Genomic DNA, 13,465 nt, shown 5'->3' on the forward strand with positions numbered 1-13,465 from the left:
AGCTTCTATAAGTCAAAAACAACTGATAATCATTCAATTGTTATAATTTTTTCTGGGGTTGCTATATGCGTAAGACGAACATCAGTAGAGAGAGAAATAGACGAAAAATTCTCTTCAGGTAAAAAAAATGAAAGCCCTATTTTAAGGGTTTCTGGACGACATTCTGCTAAAAATCGGTCATAGTAGCCTCCTCCATAACCTATACGATTACCATAGAGGTCGTAAGCAAGAAGAGGAACAAACACTACTTCTATTTTATGTGCAGAAATAGCCATTCCATCTTTAGGTTCTGGCACTCCCCAACTATTTGTTTGTAAAAGAGTATCTTTGGCAAATGGTATAGAAGTAAGAGTTCTCTTTTCAGAGTTCATTTTTGGTACCACTACTTGTTTGTTTTTTTCATAAAGAAGTTGTAGAATAGGGGTTGTATCAACCTCATTGAGTTTTTTAATAGATAGGAATAGGTGATAACAATTATATCCCCATATATCGCATATTGAAAGTTGCTGAGCAATTTGTAGGCTCATCATTTCTAGCTCAGCTACCGATAAGGCTGTGCGTTTTTGTTTGTAGAGTTGCCGTAATTCTTTCTTGGTCATTTGATTAAAAGGGATTGTATTTCGGTAATATCTCCATTGAAAACATTGAAGTCTATCTTCACTTTAGCCCCTGCGGTAATACCATTTTCAGTAAATTGCCACATCTTCCAAGTAAATACTGAGGTAGGTACCGATACATTGTTGTAGTTAGCTACCCAAAGAGGATAACTCTTAAAAGTAGGGTACAAATAATCTTCGTAAAAACTAATATAGGTATAAAGTATAGGTTTGCGTTTATAGCGCTTTTCAACGAGGTCTAACCACGTTTGTATATCTTTAAGGAACTGTTCTTTTGTTTTTTTCTTAGGCAATTGTTCTACATCTAATATAGGCAGGAAATCACCCTTTTCAAGCGTAGTGTTTTTGAGGTAAGATTGAGCTTGTAATATAGGATCTTCATCGGGACGATAGTAGTGATAAGCCCCTCGTATCAGTTGATGTTTTTTAGCTTCCTTCCAAAAGTGAATGAAGTTTTTATCGGTAGCTTCGTTGCCCATTGTCGCCCTAAAAATAGTAAATTGTAAGGGGTAACGAACTGTTTTGTTTTTGATGTAAAGACTATCCCATTGTATTTCATCGCGTTCCTGATAGTGAGAAAGGTCAATACCGAATACTTTATCATAATACAAACTCACTATGCGTTCAATACGCGCACTCTCATAAGTAGAATTCATTTTGCGAGAAGTGAGTTTATTAAGAATTTTTTGATAAAGGGCTGGATAATAGTTTCTAATATAAAAAGCACCTCCTATCCCCAACAACAAAAGACACGCTAAAAATACACTTATGTATTTGAAAGCGTTAGACTTGTTTCTTCTGAGGGTATGAGGTGCTTTTCTTTGTTTTTTTCTCATTTATATTATAGAGAGGTTATTATTTTATAGGAGTTTGGGGTAGGGTTACCTCTCCTGGGTCTTTCCAAAGACCATCTTTAATAGCACGTTTTTTAGCAGCTTCAGCACGTTTTTCGCTATCGGGGTGAGAACTCATCATTTTTTGGAATTTGCTTTGAGTATCACCACCTGAAAGTAATGCCATCTTTTTGAAAGCAGTGTAAACAGCTACTACGTTGTAACCGTGTTTTTTCATAAAGTTATAAGCGTATTCATCAGCTTGTGACTCTTGTTTTTTACTATGTTTAGCTTCAAGCATAGCATTAGCCATCTCTCCAAGTTCAGTGTCGCTTAAGGCTCTTACTGCTCCTGAAGCTGCTCCTGCAGCATCTTGAGCTGCTGCACGCATATAAGCTGATTTAATAGCATCTTTAGTATCTTCATTTTTTACGTGACCTATTTCATGACCAATAATTGCTAAAAGTTCATCATCAGTCATCAAATCCATCAATGAAGAGAACACACGCACACTGCCATCAGCACAAGCAAAAGCGTTGATATCAATCACGTGATACACTTTGTAATTAAGCTCTAAACCATCTTCACTTTTGTGCTTGCCAAAAAGGCGATTCAAACGTTTGGTATAAGGACTTTTACTATCGGTTACTGGATTGTGTTTATCCATCCATTCTACCGATTCTTTTGAAAGTTTTTTAGCATCTTCATTACTAAAAGCAAGTGCTTGAGCTCCTTTAGAAACAGCACTTGCAGCCTTTCCTAAATTGATTTTCTGAGCTTGGCAAAAACCAAATACTCCTACGCATAACGCAGTTAAGATAATTTTTTTCATCAAAAAATTCTTTTTAATTAATGCGACAAATGTAATACTTTTTTTATACACTACAAAATGTTTCTTATTTTTTTATTTTTTTAATCCCCTCTTTTTTACTAATTTTGCCCCAAAATTTTTAAAAATGCTTATCATAGGAATTACAGGCGGTACTGGTTGTGGTAAGACTACCGTTGTCAATCAAATAATTAAAGAACTTTCTGGCGAAGAAGTAACTGTTATCTCACAAGATTCTTATTATAAAGATTTGAGTCATTTATCGTTTGCCGATCGCACTAAAATAAATTTCGATCACCCCAATTCTATAGATTTTGAATTACTAAAAGAACACCTTTTAGCTCTTAAAGAAGGCAAATCAATAGAAAGTCCTACCTATTCATTTGTAGAACACAACCGCACTCCCGAAACTATTTTGGTAAAACCTACAAAAGTGGTGATTGTAGAGGGCATTCTAATCTTCTCCCATCCTGATATTCGCCAATTATTTGATATTAAAATTTTTGTTCATGCCGACTCCGATGAGCGACTTATCCGCCGTATCAAACGCGACATTACTGAACGTGGTAGAGATGTGAGCGAAGTACTTAACCGCTACCAAACGACCCTTAAACCTATGCACCTCGAATTTATAGAACCTGCTAAAGAATTTGCCGATATCATTATCCCTAACAATCGCCGCAATACTGTAGCTATAGAAATCCTTAAAACTCTTGTTCACAATCGTATTTTTCAACAATAATGAAAAAAACAGCTAATTTTTCGTCTATTTTCAAAGGATATAAAAAATACCTTGTCGTAGGAGGGGTATTTACTATCTATATGCTCTTTTTTGACAATGCTTCATTTTTGGTACATAGAAATATGAACAGTGAATTAGATAAACTCACTCGACAAAAACAATTCTTGCAAAAAGAAATTGAAAAAGACAAAAAAGAATTAGAGGCTCTCTATACTGACGAAGGTAAAGAAAAATTAGGACGTGAAGTGTATTATTTAAAACATGATGATGAAGAAGTTTTTATCATTGAATATGATACCATTAATTAGGTGTTAGAAATTAGTACAATAGTTCTATCTGTTTGAGAGAAAATTTTTTAATTGTCTCTTCAGTTGCTACTATCAATTCTCCTATAGATGTAACTCCTTTTATAATTCCCATAAAATGTATTCCTTCTGGCGACCTAAAAGTAGATACTTTTTCTAAACGAAACAAATAATTTCTGTACTCATTATATATCTCCTCAAAGGAAAATTTCTCTATTACAGTTAATTCTTTTTCTAGATTACTAATAATGCGCTTCATTAGCTGTTCTATATCTAAATTCTTCTTGATAATATTCTTTAATGAAGAAGCTTTAGGCAACCCTTCAAACTCTATTTGATTCACATTCAATCCTATACCTATGACACTTTTAGCCATTTGTTGTCCTTGTAATACATTTTCTATCAGTATCCCTCCTACTTTTTTATTATTAATTAAAATATCATTAGGCCATTTGATGTAGAGCTCTTCAGTGAGTGAGTGTTCTCTTAAAACATCTTCTACTGCCCTCACCACAGCTATAGCAACCGACATGTTTAGCAAAAAAGCCTGCTGTAGCAACAGGTTTTTAGGGATAAAAAGCATACTAAAAGTAAGATTTTGATAAGGTTCTGTTTGCCATTTTGCCCCATACTGTCCTACACCTGCCGTTTGTTGAGGCGTCCATATAGTGAGAAAGTTAGGTAATGAAGTTTCAGAATGTACAAGCTCTTTTAGATAGCGATTTGTAGAATCTACAGTTTTTAATTCAATAATATTCATAGTGCAAAAGTATAAATAATTTGTCAATTTATCAATTTGTTTATTAACAAATTAAAAAAATATTACTACTTTTGTCCTTTCTATAATTTGTTAAAATGAAAACACCTATTTCTTACTATACTTTACAAGGTAATCTCTCTAACAAAACACTTGTATTTCTTCATGGTTTCTTAGAAGATAGCATTGTATGGAATGCACTTTCTAAATCGCTTTCTGATACTTATAAAATATTATGTATAGACCTTTTAGGACACGGAAAAACCCCTACTATTGCCCCCATACACACTATGGAAATGATGGCTGATGAAGTAAAAGCTGTTTTAGACTATGAGAACATTACTCAATGCACTTTAGTAGGACACTCTATGGGAGGTTACGTAGCACTTGCTTTTGCAGAGCGTTTTCCAAAAAATGTTGAAGGTTTGGTATTGCTCAACTCTACTCCTCTACCCGACTCTGAAGAAAAAAAAGCCAATCGCGACCGTGTATTGAAAATTATTGAAAAAGAAAAAGAACTATTTGTACGTACAGCTGTTACTAATTTGTTTAGTGAAAAAAACCGCACTACAATGACAGTTGCTCTACAACAACTCATCAATATTGGTGTCACAACACCTAATGAGGGGATTGTAGCCGCTTCTTTAGGAATGAAAGAGCGTCCCGATCGCACTTTTGTACTCCAACATCTTTCATCTAAAAAACTCTTTATCTTAGGAAAAGAAGATGCTTTAATTCCTTACCAAAAAATGACAGCTTTAGGCGAATCTATAGGAATGCAAAGCACTGTATTAGAGGGTGGACATCTGGTATATATTGAAAATGAAGCAGCCACTATAGAGGTGTTGCGTAATTTTATGAAACAAATATGAGAAAATGCTTATTATTGATAGGCTTATTAACTGTAGCTTGTAACGAGCCTTCACCTAAAACAACTACTACACAAAGTAGTACAACAACTTCAAAAGACACTACAACAACTGTTGCAGAAGAAAAGGTAGCTCCTATAGAAACACTCACTACTGATAATGTAATCCCCTTTCTCAATCAATATGAGAAAGAAAACAAAGAGCGCTTTGTACGAATCATTACCGATTATGGGAATATCGATATTGAATTGTTTAATGAAACTCCCTACCACCGCGCTAACTTTATCTTTCTCACCAAACAAAAATATTTTGACGGCACTGTTTTTCACCGAGTGGTAAAAAATTTTGTCATACAAGGAGGCAATTCCGAAACTTGGGAAATAAGCCGTCGGAGAGCTGCCATAGGGTCTTATTTATTACCTCCAGATACTAAAAAAGGATTCAAACACCATCGCGGTATTGTTTCTATGCCTAGTAGCGATATCGACAATCCACACCAATTCGCTTCACCCTATGAGTTTTTTATTGTAGTACAAAAACCTGGTGCATATCATTTAGACGGTAACTATACAGCTTTTGGCAAAGTAATAGCAGGTATGGACGTGGTAGATAAAATCAACCAAGTCCCCACTGAAGGCAGAGATAATTGGCCTACTAAAGACATCAAAATGAAAGTAATAATCCTTAATAAATAAACAAATGAAATACTATATTATCGCTGGAGAAGCATCGGGTGACTTGCACGCTGCTAACCTAATGAAAGCCCTTTTAGCTAAAGATCCTCAGGCAAACTTTCGATTTTGGGGAGGCGATCGTATGCAAGCAGTGGGAGGCACCCTCGTAAAACACTACAAAGATCTAGCCTTTATGGGTTTTTTAGAGGTATTACTCAACTTGCGTACTATCCTCAGAAATATTAGTTTTTGTAAGAAAGACATCTCTGAATTTAAACCCGATATACTCATTTTCGTAGATTATCCTGGGTTCAATATGCGTATCGCCAAATGGGCTAAGCAGCAAGGTATCCCTACTCATTATTATATATCTCCTCAAATATGGGCGTGGAAAGAAAATCGCATCAAAGCCATAAAACGAGATGTAGATGCTATGTACGTAATCTTGCCTTTTGAAAAAGACTTCTACGAAAAGAAACATCAATATCGTGTACACTTTGTAGGACATCCCCTCCTCGATGCTATTGCTCAACGACAAGAAGTAGATGAGGCTATTTTTAAAGCTGAAAACGGTTTAGACCATCGTCCTATTATAGCCTTACTCCCTGGCAGTAGAAAACAAGAAATTGCTAAAATGTTAAAGATAATGCTCTCCATAGTAGATGATTATCACCAATACCAATTTGTAATTGCAGGAGCTCCTTCTATCGACTACGATTTTTACCAGCGTTTCATCAAAGAGGAAAATGTACACTTTGTAAGCGGAAAAACCTACGATTTATTGTCAATTTCGTATGCTGCTTTGGTAACCAGTGGTACAGCTACCCTCGAAACAGCCTTATTAAATATCCCCGAAGTAGTATGTTACAAAGGAAATTGGATTTCTTATCACATCGCTAAACGTATTATCAAACTAAAATATATCTCATTAGTGAATCTCATTATGGATAAACCAGTTGTAACCGAACTCATTCAAGGAGATCTTACTAAAAAGAACCTCAAAATAGAATTAGATAAACTTTCTACCTATCGCCATCGGTATGAAGTATTTAAAGATTATGTACAACTCAGAGAGAAATTAGGAGGTGAAGGTGCTAGTGAAAAGACAGCATCACTCATACTAAAACAACAACAATGAATTCCTTATCACAAAAATTCAATGCCGCTAATAATGTGATTATATTCACACTGATAGTATTTGGTGTCACCCAAGGTTTAGTATATGGAGGAATATTCTCTAAATCACAACTAAACCAATGGCTATGTGTTCCTCAACAACTACCCTTGTTCTTAGAACGGCCTTGGACATTATTTACTTATGCTTTTTATCACATAAGTATAGAACATCTGTTTTGGAATATGCTTTTCCTCTTTTTCTCAGGGCATATTTTCTTCAGGCTTTTTAAAACAAAAATCTTCTTAAACACTTATTTTTTCAGTCTGATGGGTGGAGGTATTGCCTTTTTATTATGGGGTCACATCAGTCCAGAAACTAACTACAATGCCTTACTAGGTGCTTCAGCAGCTGTTATAGGTCTTTTATTCTTCGTGGTTACTATTTTTCCATCCTATAAAATATACGTTTTCACTTTTAGAATACAATTACTATATTTTCTTCTTGCTCTTATATTATTTGATTGTATAGATATTTCTACAAATATCGGAGGAAAAATAGCTCATTTTGGAGGAATTTTAAGCGGACTACTAATAGGTTTCATTTATAAATATTTCTTTTTATACAAAAAAAAGCCCCATATTGTTTCGCCTCCCACTATTACAGAACCGCAAACACCTCATTTATCTGAAAATCAGAAAATAAAACAACATCAGATACAAAAATTATTTAATAAGATAAGTACTAGCGGCTACGATAGTCTTACTGATGAAGAAAAAAAATACCTCTTTCAAGCTACTAAAGAAAATGAGTAATCGTATGTTAAAAAAGATGTAAAAAAGTTAATTAATATTAATATTTCACATTGACTATTTATTTAACATGTATTTAACTTTTTAGATTAGATAGTTTTTGTACTTTTGCATCCAATAGTTGAATGTTTTTTTTGATTTATGAAGATGAGAAGAGTTTTATTATTAACCTTAATTATTGCCTTGTCAGGCTGTAAAAAACAACATACAAATAGTACTTTTTTTACAGTTTTTTTTCCAAACTCTAAGGACTCATTAGTGATTTTATACGCTAATGATATTGCTATTGATACCACTTTCCTTAACAAAGATAAGAATTTTACTTTCTCTTTAAATATTAAAGAAAGTAAACTGTATAATTTTGAAATAGGAGGTAAATATCAATATATTTATTTAGAACCTTTGGATAGTTTAGTAGTATATGCCAATATTTTGCGTTTCGAGGAAAGTATTTCCTTTTCAGGAAAGGGGGCTGCTATCAATAACTTTTTGCTCTCACAGCTAAACAACATTGATATCCAAAGTGACGAGTTAAAAAAATATCATTCCCTCCCTCCTATAGCATATAAAGAAAAAATTGATTCTATTTTGATGATAAAGAAAAGGGAATGTGATAATTTTATAAAAAACCATCCTTATCTCTCTGATAAAGCTAAAAATATAGCCTTAGTGAGCAGTATGTTTCCTCTCTACAAAGAGATTGAAATATATCCATTTATATATCAAGATAAGAATAAAAATCTTATAAACCACCTTTTACCCTCTGAATTCTACAACTATAGAAAACAAATTGACTATAACAACTCTTTTTTAGAGTATTACCGACCTTATTACAGCTATATGGTAATGTATGTGAACAACTTAGCCTTTACAAAGTACACTCACAACAATAGTACTTTAGTAGATGTAAACCGAGAGTTAGGTTTTCACTTAGAAAAAATTAAAATCATTGATAGCTTATTTGATAAAGGAAGTCTGAGAGATAATCTATACCGAAATGCAGCTTATGCTTATATCTTTAATATCCAAGAACATGCACAATATCAAGATTATTTTGATAAATTTGCAAAGTATAATAAAGATAATGAACACAAAGCCGAATTAGACAAAGTATTCAAAAATGTAATTGCTTTGCAGGCTGGACAAATCCCTCCCGATTTCGATTTAATAGACACCAAAGGCACTCTCACTAAGTTTTCTGAAATACAAAAACCTGAAGTAACTATATACTACTTTTGGTCAGTAAACCAAAGGGAACTCTCTAACTTGATTTTTGATAGGATTGCCCAACTTAAAAGTCTATTCCCTAATGTAAAGTTTGTGGGTATTGATATAGGGCAAGATAAAACCCAATGGCGCAAAAGAATTTCTGAAAATCAATGGACAGACCAATACCATTCTACCAACTTTATGGATTTGTCACAGAAATTCCTTATCAACAATATCAACAAATCAGTAATTATAGATAAAAATGGGCGTATTATATCAGCTTTTGAAGATATATTCAGCCCTAACTTAGAAAAAATTTTATTATATAAAGCATCTTAAACTTATGTCTGACCAAATTGTCAATTTCATTATGTATTGTATTCCTGCGCTTATTGTAGGAGCAATCTCTTTCTATTTCTTTAGAATGCACATTCAAAACGAGGACAAAAAACGTTTCTTTTTACTACAAAAGGAAAATCAAAAGTACGCCTTACCTATTCGCTTGCAAGCTTATGAGCGTATGACACTTTTCTTAGAACGTATTACTCCACAACAACTCTTTTTGCGCGTTCCTCCTCACAATTTTTCTAAACAAGAGTATGAAATACTTCTCATCAATTCTATAGATGAAGAATTTGAACATAATTTGGCTCAACAAATATATTTAAGCAATCAATTATGGCAAATCATCAGAACGGCAAAAATAGCCACTATACACATGATTAGAAAAGCTGCTCACAACGATGAACTAAAAGATTCACAAGCAATGGTAGAATCCGTATTCAAAGAATTTGCCGAAAAAGCTACTCCTTCAGCTAATGCCCTAAGTCACTTAAAAGAAGAAGTAAAACAATTTTTAAGATAATTGTAACATTACTAAATATTATATAAATTAGCCAAAGTTTTGAACTTTGGCTAATTTATTTTCACATATCAAGCAACTGACATATAGATAATTTATCTAATTGATTTATTTCAAACCAATTAATATCTTTATTTTTATGAAACCAAGTGTATTGACGTTTAGCAAAACGACGAGTATTTTTCTTTATTTCTTCAATTGCAAAATCTAAAGAAGTTTTTCCTTCAAAAAAGTTAAATAATTCTCTATAGCCCACTGTTTGTAAAGCATTGAGTTTCTTATGAGGAAAAAGTGTTTGAGCCTCTATCAGTAATCCATTTTCAAGCATTAGCTCTACCCGCTCGTTAATGCGATTATACACAACTTCACGTTCGGCAGTAAGTCCAATGGTGATATTTGTAAAATCTCTAAGAGTTTCCTTTTTGTTTAAGAAAGATGAATAAGGCTTACCTGAAGCTATACACACTTCTAAAGCACGCATCATTCGCTGAGGATTTTGGACATCCATTTGGGTATATTGTATGGGGTCTAAATCTTTGAGTCTTGTTTGCAGATAAGTAATACCTTGTTTTTGATAAAGTTTATTCAATCCATTCCTAATCTCAGGGGAAACTTCAGGAAAATCATCTAATCCATAAAGCACTGCATCGGCATAGAGTCCACTTCCTCCCACCATTATCACTACATCATTTCGCTGAAAAAGTTCAGTGAGCAAAGTAATAGCATCGCGTTCAAAATCACCCACTGAGTAAGGTTCGTATATCGATTTATGTTGTATAAAATGATGTTTTGCTTGTGCTAATTCTTTAGCAGAAGGAACAGCAGTACCTATACTCATCTCTTTGAAGAACTGACGAGAATCACAAGAAATAATTTCTGTACCAAAGTGCAACGCTAAGTCTATCGCCAAACTCGTTTTGCCTATAGCTGTAGGACCTACTATAGTGAGGAGTGTTTTCTTATTTTTTATCGACATCTGTTATAGGTTCATTCAGTGGTGAGCCACATTGGTTACAATATTTTGCTTCAGGAGGATTTTGAAAGTTACAATGTTTACAGCGTCGGCGTTGAGTTTTCATTTTAGTATATTCAGCAGTAACAATACCTGTAGGCACAGCAACAATACCATACCCCAGAATCATTATAAGCGAAGCTAACATTTGTCCTAAAGTAGTTGCAGGAGCTATATCACCATACCCTACAGTAGTCATCGTAACTATACACCAATAAATACTACGTGGAATACTAGTAAAACCGTTTTGGTGTCCTTCTATTACATACATCAACGAACCAAAGAGCACACATATCACCGATACAAAGTAGATAAAAATAATAATCTTATTTCTGCTGGTACGTAATGCCATTTTTAGCTCCTCACCTTGATTCATAAAGCTCACCAAATCTAAAATCCGAAAAATTCTAAGCAATCGCAAAGCACGTGTTACCGATATAGCCTTAGCTCCTGGAGCAATAAACGACAAGTACATAGGCAATATAGAAATCAAATCGATAATACCATAAAGACTGAAAATATAGCGATAAGGTTTTTTATTAGTAATAATTCTCAAGGCATATTCCATTGAGAAGAAAATAGTAATCACCCATTCCATAAACACGAGTACTCCGTGCAAATGTTCATTTACTCCTTGCACTGTTTCAAGCATTACCATTATTACACTGATAACAATCAGTGCTAATAGCACCAAGTCAAACAACTTGCCTAAAGGTGTATTAGTGCCATAAATAATGATATAGGCTTTCCTTTTAAAAAGTTCGTATTTAGTGTTGAATACCTTTTTATCCATAGCATTACTCGATAAGCCAATCACGGAAAGAATAGAAGTTTTGTGGTGAAACACCGTGCCCTACAGGAAACTCCTCATATTTGTATTTAATACCCAAATTCTTTAGAAATTCTGAAGTTCGGCGTGCCCATTCCACAGGAATCACTTGATCACTTGCCCCATGTGATACATAAAAACGAGTAGCTGAATGATTTTCAAGAGCATAACCTTCTTTTAAAATATCTTTATTCACATATCCACTAAGTGCAATTACATTGTGTATTTTCTTAGGATAAGAAAGAGCTATCGCTATACTGAGGATGCTTCCTTGACTAAAACCTAATAGTGTAATATTTTTGTTATCTAAATCGTATAACTTGCAAAGCTCCTCTATACACTGCATAATAAGGTCGCGTGAAGCTATTGCTTGTTCATTATCACTAAAATTCTCTTGCTCAGCATCAAAATTAATCATATACCAAGCATAGCCAAAAGTCACCAAATGATAAGGTGCTCTAAAAGAGATAATCATATATTCAGCAGGTAGAGCATCAGCAAAAGAAAAAAGATCTTCTTCATTACTACCATATCCGTGTAACATAAAGATTACAGGCGGACGTTTAGTTCTCACTTGAGGTTCTCTAACAATATATTCTAATGGGATTTTTTTGTTGTTACTCATTTTAATTATAAGTTTTCTTTTTGTAGTTTCTAATTCAACACCAACTGATTACGAGCTATTACTCCTATAACTTTTCCTTTCATTGTCTCTCCTATAAAGGCACTATTTTTAGAAGCCGACAAAATATCATTTATTGTAAAAACTAAAGAATTTTCGGGAGTAAATAAAGTCATATCAGCAGAAGTTCCTTCAGTAATAGGTGTAGAAGGAATGCCAAAACGTTTGCGAGCTGAAGTAAGTAATTGTATAACTCGTTCTATAGAAGTGTATTGGGTAAGAATACCAAAGGCATTTTCTAGACCTATTGTACCAAAAGCTGCCCAATCAAACTCTTTAAATTTCAATTCTATATCTAATGGATTATGGTCGGAAGTAACGAAGTCTATAACTCCCTCGTTCAATGCCTCTCTAAGTGCTTGTACATTAGCAGTATCACGTAAAGGAGGTAATACTTTGTAGTTAGTATTAAAATTCTCCAACACTTCATCTGTAAAATGTAAGTTATGTATTGCTACACTACAACTTACATCTAATCCTTTAGCTTTAGCTTCTCTAATTAAGGCAACCGATTTTGCTGTAGAAATTGTTGGGATATGCAATTTTCCCCCTGCATATTCTAATACAGCCAAATCACGTGCAACGATAAGTTCTTCAGCTAAAGCAGGAATTCCTTTCAGTCCCAAACGAGTGGCTTCAATATGTTCATTCACCACTCCTTTACCCATAATTTTAGTATCATTAGGAAAAGAAATTACAATACCTCCAAAAGGTTGAGTGTATTGTAAGGCTATTTTTAACAAATTACTGTTGTTAATAGTTTTTTTATAATCTCCAAAAGCCACTGCTCCTCCATTTTTCATATCAAAAAGCTCAGCAAGATACTCACCTTTGCTTTCTATGGTAAGTGCACCAATAGGATGAGCTGTTGCAGCACAATGGGCTGTCTTATTCTTTATATATACTACCCCCGACTGACTATCTACTACAGGATGTGTGAGTGGATTGATTAACAAATGAGTAAAACCACTTTTCTCTGCTGTACGCATCCCATTAGCTAAAGTTTCTCTTTCTTCAAACCCTGGTTCTCCAAAACAAACACTACTATCTGTCCATCCTTGTGAAACATAAATATTCTCTAATACTTGTATTTCATTAGTAAGAGGAATAGATTCACTAACTTGCTGAATAACACCTCCCGAGATAAGAATATCTCTAACTTTATTGTGATAGGCACTTTCTGAATCAATAATCCGTGCTGATTTTAATAGAATATCCATAGTCGCTTTTTAGGCTTTCATAAATTTTATGGGCAAAGGTACAAATTAATTAACAATTAACAATCAACAATTAACAATTTTAACAATTAAATTTAGATA

The 13,465-nt window shown here is 33.8% G+C and carries 16 protein-coding genes; 8 read left to right on the forward strand and 8 right to left on the reverse strand.

Going from position 1 to position 13,465, the window contains the following annotated elements:
• Nucleotides 1-29 precede the first annotated feature (29 nt).
• The 3 genes from DR017_RS13320 to DR017_RS13330 are packed head-to-tail and all read right to left on the reverse strand — an operon-like array spanning nt 30 to nt 2,282.
• Nucleotides 30-599: a 5-formyltetrahydrofolate cyclo-ligase gene (locus DR017_RS13320; RefSeq protein WP_002678722.1), complete on the reverse strand. Its 570-nt coding sequence runs from the start codon at nt 597-599 to the stop codon at nt 30-32.
• A complete protein-coding gene (locus tag DR017_RS13325; protein WP_002678698.1) occupies nt 596-1,453 on the reverse strand; it encodes a GH25 family lysozyme in 858 nt (285 codons plus the stop codon). The genes DR017_RS13320 and DR017_RS13325 overlap by 4 nt, the downstream gene beginning before the upstream one ends.
• 19 nt (nt 1,454-1,472) lie before the next feature.
• Nucleotides 1,473-2,282, reverse strand: a complete 810-nt coding sequence (locus DR017_RS13330; protein ID WP_002678863.1) for a M48 family metallopeptidase — start codon at nt 2,280-2,282, stop codon at nt 1,473-1,475.
• Between the two features lie 124 nt (nt 2,283-2,406).
• On the opposite strand from DR017_RS13330, the gene udk reads away from it, so the two are divergent.
• Both udk and DR017_RS13340 read left to right on the forward strand, forming a co-directional pair.
• A complete protein-coding gene (gene udk / locus DR017_RS13335; protein WP_002678742.1) occupies nt 2,407-3,021 on the forward strand; it encodes a uridine kinase in 615 nt (204 codons plus the stop codon).
• Nucleotides 3,021-3,329 (forward strand): septum formation initiator family protein, encoded by a 309-nt coding sequence (locus tag DR017_RS13340; RefSeq protein ID WP_002678902.1) that lies wholly within the window; start codon nt 3,021-3,023, stop codon nt 3,327-3,329. Before udk ends, DR017_RS13340 begins: the two co-directional genes overlap by 1 nt.
• Nucleotides 3,330-3,339: 10 nt before the next feature.
• Here DR017_RS13340 and DR017_RS13345 read toward each other — a convergent pair whose 3' ends face one another.
• Nucleotides 3,340-4,086, reverse strand: coding sequence for a biotin--[acetyl-CoA-carboxylase] ligase (locus DR017_RS13345; RefSeq protein WP_002678835.1), 747 nt, complete (start codon nt 4,084-4,086; stop codon nt 3,340-3,342).
• A 95-nt stretch (nt 4,087-4,181) separates the two neighbouring features.
• On the opposite strand from DR017_RS13345, the gene DR017_RS13350 reads away from it, so the two are divergent.
• From DR017_RS13350 to DR017_RS13375, 6 genes are all read left to right on the forward strand, one after another.
• Complete coding sequence (locus DR017_RS13350) at nt 4,182-4,955, forward strand: alpha/beta fold hydrolase (RefSeq protein ID WP_002678875.1); 774 nt, start codon at nt 4,182-4,184, stop codon at nt 4,953-4,955.
• Nucleotides 4,952-5,647 carry a peptidylprolyl isomerase gene (locus DR017_RS13355; RefSeq protein ID WP_040361024.1) on the forward strand — a complete coding sequence of 232 codons (696 nt, stop codon included), beginning with the start codon at nt 4,952-4,954 and terminating at the stop codon, nt 5,645-5,647. Before DR017_RS13350 ends, DR017_RS13355 begins: the two co-directional genes overlap by 4 nt.
• A 4-nt stretch (nt 5,648-5,651) precedes the next feature.
• The gene (lpxB, locus tag DR017_RS13360) at nt 5,652-6,764 is read left to right on the forward strand and encodes a lipid-A-disaccharide synthase (protein WP_002678820.1); all 1,113 of its coding nucleotides are present in this window, start codon (nt 5,652-5,654) and stop codon (nt 6,762-6,764) included.
• Complete coding sequence (locus DR017_RS13365; RefSeq protein ID WP_002678702.1) at nt 6,761-7,555, forward strand: rhomboid family intramembrane serine protease; 795 nt, start codon at nt 6,761-6,763, stop codon at nt 7,553-7,555. The genes lpxB and DR017_RS13365 overlap by 4 nt, the downstream gene beginning before the upstream one ends.
• A 138-nt stretch (nt 7,556-7,693) precedes the next feature.
• On the forward strand, nt 7,694-9,100 hold the full coding sequence (locus tag DR017_RS13370; RefSeq protein ID WP_040361026.1) for a TlpA family protein disulfide reductase: 1,407 nt from the start codon (nt 7,694-7,696) through the stop codon (nt 9,098-9,100).
• A gap of 4 nt (nt 9,101-9,104) precedes the next feature.
• Entirely contained in the window at nt 9,105-9,626 is a 522-nt protein-coding gene (locus DR017_RS13375) for a DUF7935 family protein (protein ID WP_040361029.1), read from the forward strand.
• A 61-nt stretch (nt 9,627-9,687) separates the two neighbouring features.
• Here DR017_RS13375 and miaA read toward each other — a convergent pair whose 3' ends face one another.
• Genes miaA through DR017_RS13395 form a run of 4 tightly spaced genes read right to left on the reverse strand, consistent with a single transcriptional unit; the run spans nt 9,688 to nt 13,366 of the window.
• The gene (miaA, locus tag DR017_RS13380) at nt 9,688-10,599 is read right to left on the reverse strand and encodes a tRNA (adenosine(37)-N6)-dimethylallyltransferase MiaA (RefSeq protein ID WP_002678746.1); all 912 of its coding nucleotides are present in this window, start codon (nt 10,597-10,599) and stop codon (nt 9,688-9,690) included.
• Nucleotides 10,583-11,428: an ion transporter gene (locus DR017_RS13385; RefSeq protein WP_002678838.1), complete on the reverse strand. Its 846-nt coding sequence runs from the start codon at nt 11,426-11,428 to the stop codon at nt 10,583-10,585. Before DR017_RS13385 ends, miaA begins: the two co-directional genes overlap by 17 nt.
• Nucleotides 11,429-11,432: 4 nt before the next feature.
• On the reverse strand, nt 11,433-12,089 hold the full coding sequence (locus tag DR017_RS13390; RefSeq protein ID WP_002678804.1) for an alpha/beta hydrolase: 657 nt from the start codon (nt 12,087-12,089) through the stop codon (nt 11,433-11,435).
• 29 nt (nt 12,090-12,118) lie between these two features.
• Nucleotides 12,119-13,366, reverse strand: a complete 1,248-nt coding sequence (locus tag DR017_RS13395; protein ID WP_002678831.1) for a dihydroorotase — start codon at nt 13,364-13,366, stop codon at nt 12,119-12,121.
• Nucleotides 13,367-13,465: the final 99 nt, after the last annotated feature.

Origin of the sequence: Capnocytophaga sputigena, assembly GCF_900446695.1 — a bacterium.
Taxonomy (GTDB): Bacteria; Bacteroidota; Bacteroidia; order Flavobacteriales; family Flavobacteriaceae; genus Capnocytophaga; species Capnocytophaga sputigena.